18 protein-coding genes are annotated in these 17482 nt (G+C 65.2%); 6 read left to right on the top strand and 12 right to left on the bottom strand.

Annotated elements, in window-relative coordinates:
• Window positions 1-8 precede the first annotated feature (8 nt).
• Window positions 9-497: a peroxiredoxin gene (locus C8N34_RS21655; RefSeq protein ID WP_108130473.1), complete on the top strand. Its 489-nt coding sequence runs from the start codon at window positions 9-11 to the stop codon at window positions 495-497.
• A gap of 34 nt (window positions 498-531) precedes the next feature.
• Here the strand turns inward: C8N34_RS21655 and C8N34_RS21650 are convergent, their stop codons facing one another.
• The 7 genes from C8N34_RS21650 to C8N34_RS21620 all read right to left on the bottom strand — a co-directional run bounded on the left by C8N34_RS21650 (window position 532) and on the right by C8N34_RS21620 (window position 7226).
• Window positions 532-900 carry a 4a-hydroxytetrahydrobiopterin dehydratase gene (locus tag C8N34_RS21650; protein ID WP_108130472.1) on the bottom strand — a complete coding sequence of 123 codons (369 nt, stop codon included), beginning with the start codon at window positions 898-900 and terminating at the stop codon, window positions 532-534.
• Window positions 897-1508, bottom strand: coding sequence for a glutathione S-transferase family protein (locus C8N34_RS21645; protein ID WP_108130471.1), 612 nt, complete (start codon window positions 1506-1508; stop codon window positions 897-899). The genes C8N34_RS21650 and C8N34_RS21645 overlap by 4 nt, the downstream gene beginning before the upstream one ends.
• Window positions 1509-1523: 15 nt before the next feature.
• The gene (locus C8N34_RS21640) at window positions 1524-2693 is read right to left on the bottom strand and encodes a GNAT family N-acetyltransferase (protein ID WP_108130470.1); all 1170 of its coding nucleotides are present in this window, start codon (window positions 2691-2693) and stop codon (window positions 1524-1526) included.
• 52 nt (window positions 2694-2745) lie between these two features.
• Window positions 2746-3516, bottom strand: coding sequence for a glycerophosphodiester phosphodiesterase family protein (locus C8N34_RS21635; RefSeq protein WP_108130469.1), 771 nt, complete (start codon window positions 3514-3516; stop codon window positions 2746-2748).
• A complete protein-coding gene (locus C8N34_RS21630; protein WP_054303858.1) occupies window positions 3513-3971 on the bottom strand; it encodes a RidA family protein in 459 nt (152 codons plus the stop codon). The genes C8N34_RS21635 and C8N34_RS21630 overlap by 4 nt, the downstream gene beginning before the upstream one ends.
• 91 nt (window positions 3972-4062) lie before the next feature.
• On the bottom strand, window positions 4063-5481 hold the full coding sequence (locus tag C8N34_RS21625; RefSeq protein ID WP_082401066.1) for an HlyD family type I secretion periplasmic adaptor subunit: 1419 nt from the start codon (window positions 5479-5481) through the stop codon (window positions 4063-4065).
• Window positions 5478-7226 carry a type I secretion system permease/ATPase gene (locus C8N34_RS21620; RefSeq protein ID WP_108130468.1) on the bottom strand — a complete coding sequence of 583 codons (1749 nt, stop codon included), beginning with the start codon at window positions 7224-7226 and terminating at the stop codon, window positions 5478-5480. Before C8N34_RS21620 ends, C8N34_RS21625 begins: the two co-directional genes overlap by 4 nt.
• 172 nt (window positions 7227-7398) lie before the next feature.
• On the opposite strand from C8N34_RS21620, the gene C8N34_RS21615 reads away from it, so the two are divergent.
• Both C8N34_RS21615 and C8N34_RS21610 read left to right on the top strand, forming a co-directional pair.
• Entirely contained in the window at window positions 7399-8163 is a 765-nt protein-coding gene (locus C8N34_RS21615) for an MlaA family lipoprotein (RefSeq protein ID WP_108130502.1), read from the top strand.
• Window position 8164: 1 nt separating this feature from the next.
• Window positions 8165-8770, top strand: coding sequence for an MlaC/ttg2D family ABC transporter substrate-binding protein (locus C8N34_RS21610; protein ID WP_108130467.1), 606 nt, complete (start codon window positions 8165-8167; stop codon window positions 8768-8770).
• Between the two features lie 82 nt (window positions 8771-8852).
• Here C8N34_RS21610 and C8N34_RS21605 read toward each other — a convergent pair whose 3' ends face one another.
• A complete protein-coding gene (locus C8N34_RS21605; RefSeq protein ID WP_108130466.1) occupies window positions 8853-9893 on the bottom strand; it encodes an NAD(P)/FAD-dependent oxidoreductase in 1041 nt (346 codons plus the stop codon).
• 51 nt (window positions 9894-9944) lie between these two features.
• Here C8N34_RS21605 and mnmC2 point away from each other — a divergent pair, with 51 nt between their 5' ends.
• Window positions 9945-10625: a tRNA (5-methylaminomethyl-2-thiouridine)(34)-methyltransferase MnmC2 gene (mnmC2, locus tag C8N34_RS21600; RefSeq protein WP_108130465.1), complete on the top strand. Its 681-nt coding sequence runs from the start codon at window positions 9945-9947 to the stop codon at window positions 10623-10625.
• A 36-nt stretch (window positions 10626-10661) separates the two neighbouring features.
• The gene (locus tag C8N34_RS21595; protein ID WP_108130464.1) at window positions 10662-11555 is read left to right on the top strand and encodes a DMT family transporter; all 894 of its coding nucleotides are present in this window, start codon (window positions 10662-10664) and stop codon (window positions 11553-11555) included.
• Between the two features lie 9 nt (window positions 11556-11564).
• Here the strand turns inward: C8N34_RS21595 and uvrC are convergent, their stop codons facing one another.
• The 4 genes from uvrC to C8N34_RS21575 form a co-directional block, all read right to left on the bottom strand.
• Window positions 11565-13448 carry an excinuclease ABC subunit UvrC gene (uvrC, locus tag C8N34_RS21590; RefSeq protein ID WP_108130463.1) on the bottom strand — a complete coding sequence of 628 codons (1884 nt, stop codon included), beginning with the start codon at window positions 13446-13448 and terminating at the stop codon, window positions 11565-11567.
• A gap of 299 nt (window positions 13449-13747) precedes the next feature.
• Window positions 13748-14524 (bottom strand): SDR family oxidoreductase, encoded by a 777-nt coding sequence (locus tag C8N34_RS21585; protein ID WP_108130462.1) that lies wholly within the window; start codon window positions 14522-14524, stop codon window positions 13748-13750.
• Window positions 14524-15453: a calcium/sodium antiporter gene (locus C8N34_RS21580; RefSeq protein WP_054303850.1), complete on the bottom strand. Its 930-nt coding sequence runs from the start codon at window positions 15451-15453 to the stop codon at window positions 14524-14526. The genes C8N34_RS21585 and C8N34_RS21580 overlap by 1 nt, the downstream gene beginning before the upstream one ends.
• 184 nt (window positions 15454-15637) lie before the next feature.
• A complete protein-coding gene (locus C8N34_RS21575; RefSeq protein WP_054303942.1) occupies window positions 15638-16438 on the bottom strand; it encodes a S49 family peptidase in 801 nt (266 codons plus the stop codon).
• Window positions 16439-16567: 129 nt separating this feature from the next.
• Here C8N34_RS21575 and C8N34_RS21570 point away from each other — a divergent pair, with 129 nt between their 5' ends.
• The gene (locus C8N34_RS21570; protein WP_054303849.1) at window positions 16568-17464 is read left to right on the top strand and encodes a LysR family transcriptional regulator; all 897 of its coding nucleotides are present in this window, start codon (window positions 16568-16570) and stop codon (window positions 17462-17464) included.
• Window positions 17465-17482 lie beyond the last annotated feature (18 nt).

The raw sequence follows: 17482 nt of genomic DNA, 5'->3' as shown, positions 1-17482 counted from the left end.
GACGTGAAATGACGATTTCTGAAGGAAGCCGCCTGCCGGATGCCACTTTGCTGGCCATGGGTGCCAATGGGCCCGAGCAGGTAGAGCTTGGGCCGAAGCTCAAGGGCCGCAAGGTCGTGATTTTCGGCCTGCCGGGGGCCTATACCGGCGTCTGCACCACGGCGCATGTGCCGAGCTTCATCCGCACCAAGGACAAGTTCGCCGCCAAGGGCGTGGACGAGATCATCTGTGTTTCGGTCAATGATCCCTTCGTGATGAAGGCCTGGGCCGATGCGACCGGCGCGGCCGAAGCCGGGCTGACCTTTCTGGGCGATGCGGATTCCAGCTTCACCAAGGCCATCGGTCTGAACTTCACTGCGCCGCCCGCAGGTCTGATCGACCGTTCGAAGCGCTATGCGCTTTACGCCGAGGATGGCGTGGTCAAGGTGCTGCATCTGGAAGAAAGCCCCGGCGTCTGCGAAGCCTCGGGCGGCGAGTCGCTGCTGGCGGCGATCTGAGCCTCTCGGTCCGGCCCTTTCGGTTCGGACGGGGTCAGCCCTGTCCGGGCCGGGTTTCGCACAGGCAGGCGGTGCGGCTGGTGTGGTCATGTTCCACTGCCGCCGCACCCGCCAGCTTGTCCATCCGGTTGGCAAGCTTCACATCCAGATCGGACAGGCCGCCGCAATCATGCGTGGTCAGCGTCACATCCACGATGTTGAAGGCGTTGAACCATTCCGGGTGATGGTTCAGCCGTTCCGCCGCCAGCGCCGCGCGGGACATAAAGCCCCAGGCTTCGGAAAACCCCTTGAACCGCCAGATCTTGCGGATCGCGTCGCGCCCCGGCACCGGCTGCCAGCCGGTTTCCATCAGTGGCGGCAGTGCGGTAGCGCGGGCGTCTTCGGACAGCGGTGGCGTGCTCATGCTTTTTGCTCCATCAACGCATCATCTGCGGCCTGTGCGCGTTTCGCGGCAGGGCGGTCCGCGATACGATCCCAATAGGCGCGGAACGCCGGGCGGTCTGGCAGGGTGCCAAAGCGCAGGCCCCAGCCGATCTGCGACCCCAGATAGACATCCACCGCCGAAAAGCTGTCGCCCGCGAAATAGGGCGCCTCGGCCAGCCGGTGTTCCAGCGCGGTGACCACATCCTCCAGCGAGCCATATCCGGCGGTGCGCTGGCGTTCGGGCGGCACGACGAAGCCAAGCGCCGTATTGGTGACGGCCTGTTCCACCGGACCCGCGCCGAAGAACATCCAGCGGTAGAAGGCGGCACGGTCTGCGGGCATCAGCCCGGCTTCGGGGAAGGCATCGGCCAGATAGGTGCAGATCGCCGCGCATTCGGTAATCACCCGGCCGTCATGGACCACCGTCGGCACCTTGCCCATCGGGTTGATTGCCAGATAGTCGCGTGCCTTCATCGTGGTGCCATAGTTCAGCACCGTTACCGTATAGGGCTGGCCGGTCTCTTCCAGCATCCAGCGGGCAATTCTGCCACGCGACATCGGATTGGTGTAAAGCGTCAGAGCGGTCATGGCGGTGTCCTTCGGTCAGTCATCCTGCGCGGGTCCACGGCGGAAGGGGCCATAGGCGGTCAGCACCTCGATCTCTTCATCCACGGCGGCGCGTTCCCGTTCAAGGTAGTCCGCCACAGCGCGGGCGAAAGCGGGATCGGCGATCCAGTGCAGCGAATGCGTCTCTGCCGGCAGATATCCGCGCGCCAGCTTGTGTTCGCCCTGTGCCCCGGCCTCCACTCGGTCCAGCCCCTGTGCAATCGCCCAGTCGATCGCCCGATGGTAGCACAGTTCGAAATGCAGACAGGGGTAATCCTCCACGCAGCCCCAGTAACGGCCATAAAGCGCGCTGCGTCCAATGAAGTTCAGCGCCCCGGCCACCGGGCGGCTGCCGTCGAAAGCCAGCACCAGCAGTACATCATCACGCATGGTCTGCTGGATGCGATCAAAGAAATCGCGGGTCAGGTAAGGGCGGCCCCATTTGCGGCTGCCGGTGTCCTGATAGAAGGCCCAGAAAGCGTCCCAGTGTTCGGCGCGCAGCGCATCGCCGGTCAGGTTTTCAATGCGCAACCCGTGGGAATTGGCCATGGCGCGTTCCTTGCGCAGCGCCTTGCGCTTGCGGGAGGCCAGGGTGGCCAGAAAATCCTCGTAGCTGGAATAACCGTCATTCTGCCAGTGGAATTGCTGGGTCAGGCGCGGCATCAGCCCCATGGCGGCGCCGGTTTCCGCCTCGGCTTCGGTGCAAAAGGTGGCGTGCATCGAAGACAGCCCGTTCTGTTGCGCCACCCGGGTCGCGCCCTCGATCAGCGCCGCCATGCCTGCGACCTCCTCACCCGGCAGGGTCAGAAAGCGCCGCCCTGTGGCAGGGGTGAAGGGCACCGCGATCTGGAGCTTGGGGTAATACCGCCCGCCCGCGCGTTCGTATGCCTCGGCCCAGCCATGATCGAAGATATATTCGCCCTGGCTGTGGGATTTGACGTATAGCGGGGCGGCGGCGATCATCTGCGCTCCACGATGCACCAGCAGCGGCCGGGCCAGCCAGCCGGTGCCGGGGCCGGTGGACCCCGATGCCTCCAGCGCCAGCAGGAAGCGATGTGTGGTGAACGGATCGTCCGGGCGCCCCGTGCCGGGCGCGGCCAGCGCGTCCCAGTCAGCAGCCGGGACGGCGGCGATGCTTTCGGCCAGAGTGACGGTCAGGTCGGACACGCGGCCCCTCGATCATGGTTACGCACAGCAGATGCGGCGCGGCGCGCGCCGGTCAAGCCTTCGCGGCCAGATATCCCTCGAAGGTGATGTTGTCGGCGATTTTGCGGGCTGTCGCCTCGGCCTCGGGCGACCGGATGGTCCAGCACAGGATCGCGGCGCCCTGTGCCTTCAGCTCTGCGACGCGCGGGCGGGGCAGATCAGCGGCCTCGTGGCTGATGAAACCGGCGCCGGTGCGATCATAATCGGGGATCTCGCGCAGCCGGTCGCACAGTGCGGGGGACAGTGGTGCATAGGACACCGGGTCATAGCTGCCTGTCGTCAAACCACGCGGCAGATCGGGGCAGAGCCGGGCCATTTCGGCCACGCTGTCAGGGTTGAAGGACATCAGCGCCACCGGCCCGTCATAGCCCGCCAGTGCAGCAGCCGTCGCCTGTTCCAGCGGGCCGATGCGGCCTATGGGGGACAGCAGCTGGTCCTTGATCTCGATCAGCAGCGGCACCTTGCCGGCAACCAGAGCCAGAACCCCGGCCAGTGTCGGCACCGTTTCATCGGTGCCGAGCAGGGTCATCGCACCCAGTTCCGCCGCCGTATGATCCGCCGCCCAGCCCGACCGCCCGGTCAGGCGCGGCAGATCCTCGTCATGGAATACCATGGCCACACCATCGGACGACAGTTGCAGGTCGATCTCGATGGCATAGCCCGCATCCATCGCGGCCCGAATGGCCGCAAGGCTGTTTTCCGGCCTGCCAGCCGCGCGGTCGTGCAGGGCGCGATGCGCGACGGGCTGGTGCAAAAAGGCGGTGGGCAGCGGAATGCGGGTCATTTCAGTTCGAAGATCGCGTCGATCTCGACGGCGACACCCAGCGGCAGCGCCGGGGCCGAAACGGCAGCGCGGGCGTGACGCCCGGCATCCCCCAGCACCGCAACCATGAAGTCGGAAGCGCCGTTGATGACCTTGGGCTGGTCGGTGAAGTCAGGGGTGGAGTTGACAAAGCCCCCCAGTTTCACCAGCCGCTTGATGCGCGACAGATCACCGTCACAGGCTTTCCTGGCCTGGGCGAGCAGCGAGATGGCACAGGCGCGCGCGGCGGCGGCGCCCTGTTCCACGGTGAAATCGGCACCCAGCTTGCCCCTGATCGGGCCATTGGCATCGGCGCTGACCTGACCTGAGACATGCAGCAGGTTCCCCGTCAGCACGAAGCCGACGTAATTGGCAACCGGCGCGGGCGCGTCGGGCAGGGTGACGCCGAGTTCGGCAAGACGGGCTTCGATGGTCATGGGAACCTCCTGTTCTGTCGCGGCGGAGGCTAGCGCCAAGCGAAAGGGGCGGCAAGTGCCGCCCCCGTCCTGTTCCGGTGTTTCCGCGACCTCAGGTCTCGCGGAAGGCGCGGTTGAAGTAGTCGGTAAAGGGTTTCAGCAGATAGGCCAGCGGCGTCTGGTCATGGGTGCGGATGAACGCCTCGACCGGCATGCCGGGCAGCAGCGTCAGTCCCTTCAGTTTTTCAATCTCGCCCGGTTCCAGCACGATTTCGGCCCGGTAATAGCTGGCCTGACTGCGCTGGTCGGTCAGGGCATCTGCCGAAACCAGCGCGATGCGGCCCGTCAGTTCCGGCGTGGTGCGTGAGTTGAAGGCCGAGAAATGCAGCCGGGCTTCCTGCCCGGCATAGACCTGGTCGATGTGGATGGGGGAAACCTGTGCGGCGATGACCAGCGGGCGGTCCTGCGGGATCAGGTAAAGCACGGGATCGGCCGGACGGATGACCGAGCGCGGCGTGGTGACCTGAAGACCCAGCACGACCCCCGACACCGGCGCGCGAATCTCCAGCCGGGCAATGCGTTCAGTCAGGGCGCGGCGGCGTTCGGCCAGTTCCAGTTCCTGATAGCCGATGTCGCGCAGCTGGCTGTTCGCCTCTTCCCGCCGTGAGGCGCTGAGACGCAGCATCTCCAGCTCGATCTCAGACACGCTTTCGCCCGCCTGCGCCTTCGAGGCCTCAAGCTCTCCCACCTGTCCGCGCAGACGTGCCTCCTCGCGTTGCAGCGCCAGCACGCGGCTGGATTGCGCCAGTCCCTTTTCCAGCAGCGACTGCTGGTCGGCCAGTTCCTTCTGGATCAGTTCCAGCTGGGTTCCCAGCGCATCGGATTGTGCAGCGATGCCGGTGATCTGGCTTTGCACCTGCGCGCGGCGTTCGGCCAGCTGGCCGATCTGCTTGGACAGCGTATCGGCGCGGGCGTCGAACAGGTGGACCTGACCGTCCATCTGCTCTTTCACCTCGTCCTTGGTCTCGGCTGCCGCGATCAGTTCGGGCGCGAAGGTGATGGTGGTCTGGTCGTCGCGTTCGGCGGTCAGCCGGGCGCGGCGGGCCATGATTTCGTAAAGCTGGTTCTCGACGATGGTCAGTTCCGAACGCAGCACCGTGCCATCAAGCTTCAGCAGCAGGTCGCCCGCCTGCACGCTGTCGCCATCAGTGACGGCGATGGTTTCAACCACCCCGCCATCCGGGTGCTGCACCACCTGGCGATGGTTCTCGACCTCGATCTGGCCATGCGCCACCACGGCACCGGCGATGTTGGTCGTCACGCTCCAGACGCCGAAGCCGCCGAACAGGACGGCAAAGGCCGCGAGGCCCAGCACGACATAGCGGCGCGGCGACCAGGCATTTGCCGCGTCTTTCGGCAGGGCAGGGGGCCGGGCCGGGCGTGGCTCTGCCACCGCCGTGGCGCGCGGCGCGGCGGGAAGCGGGTTCTCCGGCTTGCCCTCGTTACCGGCGGGGGTTTTGGGTTCGCTCATGTCACGCCTCCGGGGCCGGCATTCTTGACGATTTCAGTGTGGTTCTTGACCATGTCGCGCAGCACCTGATCGCGCGGCCCGAAGGCGCGGCGGGTGCCATCCTCCATCACCAGCAGGAGTTCGCATTCCTGAATGGCGGCGGGGCGGTGGGCCATGATGAGAATGGCGCAACCGGCATCCTTCATCGAGCGGATCGCGGCATTGAGCGCCACGGACCCCTCGTTGTCGAGGTTGGAATTCGGCTCGTCCAGCACCACGATGACCGGGTCGCCATACATGGCGCGGGCCAGACCGATCCGCTGGATCTGACCGCCCGACAACCGCCCGCCAAGGGCCGACACCCGGGTGTCATAGCCTTCGGGCAGCTTGACGATCATGTCATGGGCGGCGGCCTTGCGCGCCGCTTCGACCACCTTCAGCCCGTCGGGGTTACCCTGAAGGCGGGCGATGTTTTCCGCAATCGTGCCGTCGAACAGGGTTACGCGCTGCGGCAGATAGCCGATGTAGCTGCCCAGCGTGTCGGGATCGTATTGATCCAGCGCTGCGCCATCCAGCCGTACCTTCCCGCCCGCCGGTTTCCACGCGCCGATCAGTGCGCGGGCCAGCGTGGATTTGCCCGAGCCCGACGGCCCGATCACCCCCAGCGCCTGGCCGGGCTGAAGCTGGAAATTCACCATGCGCAGCGTGGCGAAGCTTTCGCCCGGCGGCACGACGGTCAGGTTCTGCGCCTCCAGATTGGCCCTGGGCCGCGGAAGCTGGGTGCGCGGCGGCTCGACAGGCACGCGGGTGAACAGTTCGGCCAGGCGGTTCCAGCCCTCCTGCGCCCGCTGGACGACGGCCCATTGACCAATGGCCACCTCGATGGGCGACAGCGCACGGCCCATCAGGATGGATCCGGCAATCATTGCGCCGGCGGACAATTCGCCCTTCAGCACCAGCCAGGCACCGAGGCCGAGCATGGCCGATTGAAGGAACAGGCGGAATGTCTTGGTCAGGACCGAGAAGGTGCCGCCCAGATCGGCGGCGGATATGGTTTGCGCCAGAGCGGTGGCGCGCGCCTTCTGCCAGCGGTCAAAGCCCGCCCTCTGCATCCCCAGCGCCTGCACCACCTCGGCCTCGGCCTTGAGGTTGTCGGCCATGCGTTCGGCCACGATGGTGGCGCTGTTGGCGCGGTTCAGCGGCGTCTTGGTCATCCGCTGGTTCAGGATGGTCACGAAGATCAGCAGGATACCGCCGATGATGGCCAGCCAGCCCATGTAGGAATGGAAGACGAAGATCGCGGCGATGAACAGGGGCGTCCACGGAATGTCGAACACCGCGAGCAGGACCGGCGAGGTCCAGAGCCGCTGCACCGCCTCCAGATCACGCTGGGCGGCAGTGGCGGCGGGGTCGTTCGGCGCCACCTGCGAGCGGCGCAGCGCAGCTTCGAACACACGGCGGTCCAGCCGGGCCTGAAAGGCCGCGCCGACCCGTGCCATGATGCGGCCGCGCGCGTGATCCAGCACACCCATCATGATGAAAAGAAAGATAACCAGCGCCGAAAGCGCGACCAGCGTCGGCTCGGACCGGCTGCCCAGCACACGGTCATAGACCTGAAGCATGTAAAGCGGTCCGGTCAGCATCAGCAGGTTGACCACGACGCTGAACAGGAACACCGCGAGGATGACGCCGTAGGATTCGCGTCTTGCGGCCCTGAGTTCGGCTAGACCCGGTGCGACATTCACCGAAAGCTCTGGTCGGCTCATTATTGCCTACTCCTTTCGCATCGGCCGTCGGAGCCGCTGCCAAATCATTTTGCGTCACCTGTGCGCCACGCTTTGCGGTTGTCAATGCATGGCGTGCGGCTTATCCCTTGCCTTCTGGCCCGGAAGACTGTCCTTCGGGGCGCTGAATGGACGCGACACTAGGCTTATGGTGATGGTTTTTCCATTGAATTCTCGTATCCGGCGCAATTCGGCGATCCGCCTTGGCCTGACCGGACTCACGGCAGCGATTCTGTCTGCCTGCGCCGCGCCGCCGCCGCCTGCCGAACCCTACGACCCCTATGAAAAGACCAACCGGGCCTTTCATTCGGTCAATCTCGGGCTCGACAAGGCGCTGGTCCGGCCATCGTCCAAAGCCTATGGCGCGATCATTCCGGCGCCGGTCAAGACAGGGGTGTCGAACTTCGCCTCTAACCTCGATCTGCCCGGGGATGCGGTGAACGGCGCGCTTCAGGGCAACCCGGAACGCTTTGTCACCAATGTGTTGCGCTTCGCGGTCAACTCCACCATCGGGATCGGCGGGCTGTTCGATCCGGCGGGCGCGATGGGGGTGCATCAGAGCAAGACCGATTTCGGTGAAACCCTGCATGTCTGGGGCGTGGGCGAAGGCGCCTATGTCGAACTGCCGGGCATTGGGCCGAGCACGGTGCGCGATACCGTCGGAACGGCGGTCGATGTGGTGGCCAATCCGGTGCGTCTGGTCCTGCCGACGCCCGAAAGCTATTACGCCACGGCGGCCAAGGTCGGTTCAAAACTTGGTGATCGGGACCGCTATTCCGAAACCATCGACTCGGTCCTATATGATAGCGCCGACAGCTATGCGCAGGCACGGCTGCTCTATCTTCAGAACCGCCGGTTCGAGCTTGGTCAGAAGGCCGAAGATGGTGGTGACAGTTTCATCGACCCTTACGAGGAGTGACATGGCTCATCCCGTTCTGAACCGCCGCGCCTTTGCCGCCACCGCACTGGCAGGTGCCGCACTGGTCACCGTGCCCGGAGCCGCGCTGGCGCTGGATCTCAACTCGGCGCGGGCGCTGATCGACCGGGCGATTGCCGATGTGAACAAGGTGATCAACTCGGGCAAGCCCGAAGCCGCGATGTTCAAGGATTTCGAGGCGATCTTCGCCCGTTATGCCGATGTGAATGCCATAGCCCGTTCGGCACTTGGCCCGGCCGCGCGGTCGGCCAGCCCGGCCCAGATGAAGGCCTTCACCCGCGCCTATCAGGGCTATATCGGCCGCAAATATGGCCGCCGCTTCCGCGAGTTCATCGGGGGCACCATTGAAGTGGTCGATGCGAAACCGCTGAAAAGCTATTTCGAGGTCATTTCGGTTGCGCGTCTGCGCGGTGAGGCGCCGTTTGACCTGCGCTGGCATGTGTCGAACAAATCCGGCAAGGATCTGTTCTTCAACATCATCATCGAGGGTGTGAACATGCTTGCCTCCGAGCGTGAGGAAATCGGCGCCATGCTGAAAAGGCGCAAGGGCGATATCGACGGGCTGATCGGCGATCTGCAAGCGGCCTGACGCCTGCGCGGGGTGGATGGCCCCGGAAGTTGAGTATTTTTGCAAGAAGCAAAGGGGGGCCGGTGGCTCCTCTTTTCGTATGTCAGAGGCTGTCTTCGACGCGGAAGCCCTCGGGGATGTGGTCGCGGCTGTCGAGCAGCAGGTCGGCCATGGTGGTGGCGACCTTTGGGGCCATGCCGAAACCGATCTTGAAGCCGCCATTGGCGATGAAATGGCCGGGACGGCCGGGCCAGCGGCCAAGCATGGGCGCGCGGGAGCGGGCGCGGGGGCGCAGACCAGCCCAGCGTTCCAGCACCTGGGCCTCCGTGAGGCAGGGCAGGGCGGCGAGGGCGCGGGCATGGAGCGCGTCAAGCTGCGTGTCGGTGGTTGCAGGATCGTCGTAGCTGTTTTCCGAAGTGGAGCCGATGGCAACCGTGCCGTCCGCATGCGGGATGATATGCAGACCGCTGGCATAGATCTGTGGCGCATCGGGGGCGGGGTAGCGGAGGCTCAGCGCCTGCCCCTTCACTGCGCCGCCGACGGGCTTGCCAAGGGCCGCGCCGAGTTCTGTCAGGCCTGCCACCCCGGTCGCGTGCAGGACGATGCCCTGTTCCGGGGCTTCGCCGATGTGAATCTCGCCGCCTTTTGCTGTGACGGCGGCGGCGAGTGCGGCGGCGGCCATACGCGGGTGCAGGCGGGCCGAGAGTGTGTCGTGGATCAGAAGGCCCGTGGGGCTGGCGGGTTCCCAGGCCGCGCCGGTGGCGCGGATCACCTGCCATGTGGCGCGGCCTTGCCAGAGGTCTGCCGCGGTTGCTTCGCGCGCCCGCGCCGTCTCGACCGCGCGGGCATCGGGCAGGGCTTGCAGCCGCCCGGCACGGCCATAGCCGGTCGGCAGGCCGGAGGCTTCCGCAACCCCGGACCAGAAGCTTTCCGCCATCAGCAGGCTTTCCAGTTGGAACTGTTTCTTGGCGTTCCACTGGTCGGGCATATGCGGGCTGAGCGCGCCGACCAGCCCGCCTGAAGCGCCCGCGCCGATGCGCGTCCCCTCGATCAGCCGGACCTTCGCGCCGCGCCGGGCCATTTCCCAGGCACAGGCGAGGCCGAATATGCCGCCGCCCCGCACCGTAACATCGCAGCTTGTCATTCGCCGCTCCTTTCCGCAGTGTCGCGCCGATCTGCCATAGGACAAACCGCCATGCCGGACCAGAGCCCCGAGGCCCCGACCCTTGACTGGCGCGACGGGGTGATCCCCGTTTCGACCCGGTTCGATGACCCGTATTTCAGCCTGAACGACGGGCTGGCCGAGACGCGGCATGTGTTCCTGCACGGCAACCGGCTGGAAGCGCGGTTGTGTGACGGGTTCCACATTGCGGAACTGGGCTTCGGCACCGGGCTGAACCTGCTGGCGGTGCAGATCCTCTGGGCCGCGATGGGCAGGCCTGGCGTCCTGCACTTCACCAGTTTCGAGGCCTTTCCGATGGAGGCCGCCGACATCGCCCGCGCGCTGGCGCATTTCCCCGAGGCGCGGGCGGTGGCGGGGCCGTTTCTGGATCAATGGGCTGCGGGGCAAAGGGTGCTGGACCTGCCGGGGCTCCGGGCCGAGATCGTGACCGGCGATGCGCGGCAGACCCTGCCCGCATGGACCGGCGCGGCGGATGCGTGGTTTCTTGACGGCTTCTCCCCTGCGAAGAATCCTGAGCTGTGGTCTGACGATCTGATGCAGGCAGTAGCGGACCATACAAAACCGCATGGCAGCTTTGCGACCTATACGGCCGCGGGACATGTCCGCAGGGCCTTGCAGGCGGCGGGGTTTCAGGTAGAGCGGCAGCCGGGGCATGGCCATAAGCGGCATATGACCGCAGGCTGGCGGGTCTGAGGCCACGTCACCTTCCCCTGGGAAAAGGAAGATCCGATGGCCGCCGCCTATCGCGCGCATCAAAATACCCGGCTTGGCATCCTGCTCATGTCGGCCACCTCGTTCGTCTTTGCGCTTCAGGACGGGATTTCCACCCATCTGGCCGGGCAATACAACGTCTGGATGGTGGTGATGATCCGCTTCTGGTTCTTCGCGGCCTTCGCGCTGGCGCTGTCCTCGCGGTGGCCCGGCGGTATCGGCGGGCAGTTGCGGTCGCGCCACCCGTGGCTTCAGGCGCTGCGGGGCACGCTGCTGGTGGCCGAGGTCTGCATCATGGTCGTCGCCTTCATCAAGCTGGGGCTGATCGCCACCCATGCGGTTTTTGTCTGCTATCCACTGCTGGTGGCAGCATTGTCAGGTCCGATTCTGGGTGAAAGCGTCGGCTGGCGCCGCTGGACGGCGATCGGGGTGGGGTTCATCGGCGTGCTGATCATTCTGGAGCCCGGCGTGGCGGTGTTCAGCCCCTGGGCGCTGGTGCCGCTGCTCTCTGCCTTCATGTTCGCGCTTTACGGGCTCCTGACACGCTATGTGGCGCGGGGCGACAACGCGGGCACCAGCTTCCTGTGGACAGGCATCGTGGCGGCCGTGCTGATCACGCCGCTGGGCCTCTGGTTCTGGCAGCCGATGGCTCCGGCGGACTGGGGATGGATGGGCCTTCTCTGCCTGACCGGGGCAGGGGCGCATTTCATGATGATCAAGGCCTATGAGGTGGCCGAGGCCAGCGATATCCAGCCCTTTGCCCTGCTGCAACTGGTGTTCATCGCGATTCTGGGCCTGACCGTGTTTGACGAGGAGTTGCGGCGTAATGTGGTGGTCGGTGCGGCGCTGGTGATCGCGGCGGCGCTGTTCACCCTGTTGCGGGCGCGGGCGGTGTCAAAACAGGCGGGCTGAGCACGCCGCTCAGCCCTTTTCGTGAAAGAAGTCGTGGATCTGCTGTGCGAGGGCCTCCGAAATGCCGGGCACGGCGGTCAGATCCTCTACCGCCGCGCGGGTCACGGCTTTGGCGCTGCCAAAATGCGCCAGAAGCGCGCGTTTGCGGGTGGCGCCGACGCCCGGCACCTCGTCCAGCGGGGTCGAGGTGGTGGCCTTGGCGCGTTTGGCCCGGTGGGCACCGATGGCCCAGCGGTGCGCCTCGTCGCGCAGGCGCTGGATGAAATACAGCACCGGGTCATTCATTCGCAGGGCAAAGGGTTGCTCGCCGGGGCGGTGGAACTCCTCCTTGCCGTGGTCACGGTCGATGCCCTTGGCGACGCCGATGAAGGGCAGGTCGTCGATGCCCAGTTCGGCCATGATCTCGGCCACCGCCGAAACCTGCCCCGCGCCGCCGTCGATCAGCAGAAGGTCGGGCCAGGCGTCGGTCTTGCGCTCGGGGTCTTCCTTCAGAAGGCGTTCGAAGCGGCGGGTCAGCACCTCTTTCATCATGCCGAAATCGTCGCCCTGCGCGCCCGCTTCGCCCTTGATGTTGAACTTGCGATACTGGCTTTTCAGGAAGCCCTCGGGCCCGGCCACGATCATGCCGCCGACCGCATGGGCGCCCTGGATATGCGAGTTGTCGTAGACCTCGATCCGCTTCGGCGGGGCCTCAAGGTCAAACGCCTCGGCCAGCCCTTGCAAGAGCCGGTTCTGCGTCGTGCTTTCCGCCATGCGCCGGGCCAGGCTTTCGCGGGCATTGCGATGGGCGTTTTCGACCAGCTCCGCCTTTTCCCCCCTGAGCGGCACTGCGAGCTCCACCTTACGGCCCGCACGGTCTGACAGAAGCTGCGTTACCAGATCGGGGTTTTCGACCCCATGGCTGAGCAGGATCAGCCGCGGTGGTTCCTTGTCATCGTAGAACTGGCTGAGGAAGGCCTCCAGAATTTCCGGCTCTTCGGCACCCGCGCCGGTTTTCGGGTAGAAATCCTTGTTGCCCCAGCTTTGGTTCCCCCGAATGAAGAACACCTGAACGCAGGCTTGCCCGCCCTCAAGGTGCAGGGCGACCACATCCGCCTCGGCCACGCCGCGCGGGTTGATGCCTTGTGTCGACTGCACGGCGGTCAGTGCCTTGATGCGGTCACGCAGCGCCGCGGCGCGCTCGAATTCCATCGCTTCCGATGCCTCGGCCATGGCCTTGGCCAGATCGGCCTGAACCGTGGTGGATTTGCCATCCAGAAACCGCGTCGCATCGTCGATCAGCGCGGCATAATCCGCCTCGCTGATCCGCCCCACACAGGGGCCTGCACAGCGTTTGATCTGGTAAAGCAGGCAGGGTCGGGTCCGGCCCGAGAACATTACATCCGAGCAGGTGCGCAGCAGGAACACGCGCTGCAACTGGTTCAGCGTGCGGTTCACCGCGCCCGCGCTGGCGAACGGGCCGAAATAGCGGCCCTTGTCGCTGCGTTTGCCACGATGCTTGCGGATCATCGGGAACGGGTGGTCGGTCGGGATCAGAATGTTCGGAAATGACTTGTCATCCCGCATCAGCACATTGTAGCGCGGCTTCAGCTGCTTGATGAGGTTCTGTTCCAGCAGCAGCGCCTCGACCTCGGTCCGCGTTGTCAGGAACATCATCGAGGCGGTTTCCGAAATCATCCGCGCGATCCGTCCCGAATGCCCGGAGGCCCGCGCATAGTTCGACACCCGCGCCCGCAGGTTGCGGGCCTTGCCGACATACAGAACCTCGTTCTGGGCGTTCAGCATCCGGTAGACGCCGGGCGAGCCGTCGAGCGTTTTCAGTTGGTCCTGAATGACCTCATGCCCGGTTTTCACCGGCGCGGTTTGCCTGTCGTCCTGCACGGAAAACCCCATCTTACGGATATGCCGATTCCCGGTCCCTCGCTGCAATGATAGCGACCTGAGGGCAAGGGGAAAGCTGTCCCCAGTTTCTGTGGATAACTTTGCGGAGAAAATCCCCCGACCCGCGATTTTCCCTTGTATTCAGGCGGGTTCCTTGAGTTGCTTAAAAAATAGGCGATATTTTAACCATTTGATATTGCTGGATTTAAAATTAAACGCTTGGCAAATAACTGATAAATCAGGGTTTTCTTGACGCGCGTGTAAACGGATTGTGAAAAGTGGACAAGTCGCCGCAGCGACCTGCCGTTAGGTCACTCAACCCCCAGAATATCGGGGGTTTTCCAGCCCAGATGCTGACCCCCGTCGACGCAGATCAACTGCCCCGTGACCGCAGGCGCATCCAGCAGAAAACCCAGCGCTGCGGTGATGTCAGCGGGGTTGGAGCCGCGCCCCAGCACCGTGTTGGCCCGTTGCCGGGTGAAGTGGTCAAGGCTCTGCCGCGCGCCCTGCATGGTCGGGCCGGGGCCGATGGCATTGACCCGGATGCGTGGGGCAAGCGCCTGTGCGGCAGTCTGGGTCAGCGTCCAGAGCGCGGATTTCGCCAGCGTATAGCTCATGAACTCCGGGGTCAGCTTGCGGACGCGCTGGTCGATCATGTTGACGATGAGGCCGGTGGCCAGCGGCTCCCCGGCGGGGTCCAGCGCGGCGTCGGGCGCCTGCGCGGCAAACTGCTGCGTCAGAACGAACGGCGCGCGCAGGTTGCTTTCCAGATGCCGGTCCCAGCTTATGCGGCTGGCGCTGGCCAACGTGTCATATTCGAAGATCGAGGCATTGTTGACCAATACGGTCAAAGGCCCGCCCAGGCCCTTCACCGCGCGGCCGACCACAGTTTCGGTCTGGGCTTCATCCAGCAGATCGGCTTGCAGGGCCATGGCGCGGCGGCCCATGGCCTCGATCCGCTGCACCGTCTCGGCCGCGCCATCGGCGCTGCCCGCGTAATGCACCGCAACATCATAGCCGCGCCCGGCCAGATACAGCGCCATGGCCTGACCCAGCCGCTTGCCTGCCCCCGTGACCAGCGCCCGCATCAGGACACCAGCGCAAGGGTGTAGGCGATATAGCCGCCCGCCAGCCCGACCCCGGCCAGCTTACCGATATCCAGCCTGAAGAATACGAAAGGCACCAGCAGCAGCGAAACGCCCAGCATCACCCAGTTGTCGAAGCTCAGAAGCTGGGCGGGCACCTCCATCGGTGCGATCACGGCGGTGATGCCCAGAATGGCCAGAATGTTGAAAGTGTTGGACCCGATCACATTGCCGATGGCCACATCTGCCTGCCCCCGGAACGCGGCCATCACACTTGTCACCAGTTCGGGCAGTGACGTGCCGATGGCGACAAGGGTCAGCCCGATGACGGTTTCGGAAACTCCCAGTGCGCGGGCGATATTGGTGGCGCCCTCCACAAGGAAGGAAGCGCCGAAGCCCAGCCCGATCAGCCCGCCAAGGATGAAGGCGGCGATTTTCCAGACCGGCATGTGATCCCCGGCCGGCAGGTCATCGGGCTGAGCATCGCGATGTGCGCGGGCCTGACGGATGTTATCCCAGATCGACAGGGCCAGAGCGGTCAGCAGGATCAGCCCGTGCCACCAGGTGATCGGGCCGAACTGGCTGAGGATGACGAACAGCACCGCCGTGCCGAGCATCACCAGATAGCCGCGCCGCGTGTCGATCTTGCTGGTGTGGATGGTGGCGATCAGGGCGGGAAGGCCGAGGATCAGCAGGATATTGGCGATGTTCGACCCGACCACATTGCCAAGCGCGATCCCCGCCTGGCCTTTCAGGGCCGCCTGAACGGACACCAGCAGTTCGGGGGCGGAGGTGCCGAAGGCGACCACGGTCAGGCCGACGATCAGCGCCGGAATCCCCAGCCGCAAGGCCAGCGCCACCGCGCCTTTCACCAGCCCGTCGCCGCCCAGCACCAGAAGCACCAGCCCGCCGGCCACATAAAGCAGATCCATTCCCAAAGTTTACACCTTTTTCTGCGCCGCGCCGCAGGGGCAGGGGCCATTGCCAATCCTGTGCCTGCCGCAGCGCGGGCAGGTTCCGGTTTTTGTATGTCGTTTGCGGCTGTTGAGATGCTTGAACACCATGGCCATGGCGGCCATGCCGAGCAGGAAGAGGGTGACGACCTTTACCAGCATGTCAGAGCCCGAACCGGGCGAAAGCGGCACGGTCCTCCACCTCGGCCAGCGCGGCGGCGGCGGCGCGGCCGGTCAGCCGCGAAATCAACCCGCGTTTCTGGCCCAGCGGCACAAGCCGCACCTTGTCGCCGTAAAGCGCCTTCATCTTCGGCACCAGATGCGCCACGCCATCGGCCAGCCCCAGATCGACCGCCTGCTGCCCGACCCAGACATCGGCGTTGAACAGATCGGCGCCCCCGGCGAGCCGGGGACCGCGCCGCGCCTTCACATGGGTGATGAAAGCCTGATGGATCGGCTCTTGCAGGGCGCGGAGCCGCGCCACATCCTCGGGCTTCGAGGGCTGGAACGGATCGGCCAGCGATTTCGAAGTGCCGGCGGTGACAACGCGCCGCTCGATCCCGTGGCGGGACAGGAAGTCGGGAAAGCCGAAACCCGCGAAGATCACGCCGATGGAACCGAGGATGGAGCTGTCATCCACCCAGATCTCATCCGCCGCGCAGGCCAGCCAGTAGCCGCCCGAAGCCGCCACATCCTCGACGAAGGCGTGGACATGCACACCCTTTTCGGCAGCCAGCCGCCGGATGCGGGCGGCGATCAGGCTCGATTGTACCGCCGATCCGCCGGGCGAATTGATGGCCAGCGCCACGGCAGCGGGCTTCAGGCGAAAGGCGCGCTCGATCAGCGGCGCCAGAGTGGCATCGGAGAGGCCCGGCGAGAACCGGCTGCCCGCGCCAATGGCGCCTTGCAGGCGGATTACCGGAACGACCGGCGGTTTCTGGGTGAAGGGCAAGCGCAACATCATGTCCCGCATGTAGGCGGCCCGGTCCGATGCGGCAAGGCTTCCGCGCGCGGGCAAATTTCTTCTGCAAGAAATTTGCAAATCTTTTGGAAAAGATTTGCGCCCGGCCCGTCGGTTCGGCAACAAGTCGGCATGATCGACAAGCTGGAAATGTTCATCGCTCTGGCCAACGAGGGCCATTTTGGTCGCGCGGCCGAGGTCTGCGGTGTGACGCAGCCGACGCTTTCCTCGGCCATCAAGCAGCTTGAGGATCATCTGGGGGTGCAGCTTGTCTATCGCGGCTCGCGCTTTCAGGGGTTGACGCCCGAGGGCCAGCGGGTGCTGGACCGCGCGCGGCGGATCGTGGGTGACGCACGGGCGCTGCGCGAGGAGATGCGGTCGGTCCGGTCCGGTCTGGCGGGCAATCTGCGCATCGGGGTCATTCCGACCGCGCTGTCGATGGTCGCCGATCTGACGACGCCTTTCACCAAACGGCATCCGAATGTGCGCGTTACCATTCTGTCGCGTACCAGTGTCGAGATCCTGACCGGGATCGAGCGGCTCGATCTGGATGCGGGTATCACCTATCTGGACAATGAGCCGCTGGGCCGTGTGACCCAGGTGCCGCTGTATTCCGAGTTCTACCGTCTGCTCTGCGCGCCCGGCACCGAACTGGCGGGCCGCGACCGCGTGACCTGGGCCGAGCTTGCCGGTCTGCCGCTGTGCCTTCTGACCTCGGACATGCAGAACCGGCGCATCGTCAATCTGCATCTGGCCGAGGCGGGGGTGACTGCGGCACCGACCATCGAATCAAATTCGACCATCACGCTGCTGACCCATGTGATGAGCGGCAACTGGGCCTCGGTCCTGCCCAAGAAGCTGGCCGATCTGTTTGCGCGGTCGGGGCAGTTGCAGGCCATTCCCATCGTCGCGCCGGAGGCTGAGCATCTGGTGGGCCTCATCGCGGCGCATCGTGATCCGCCCACGCCCCTGATCGCCGCGCTGATCGACAGTGCGCGGCGGATGGGTACCGGCAGGATTGATAGATAGTATCTATTGAACAACGGT

Source organism: Gemmobacter caeni (assembly GCF_003054195.1).
Classification (GTDB): domain Bacteria; phylum Pseudomonadota; class Alphaproteobacteria; order Rhodobacterales; family Rhodobacteraceae; genus Gemmobacter; species Gemmobacter caeni.
This window is presented reverse-complemented; position numbering and strand designations above follow the sequence as displayed.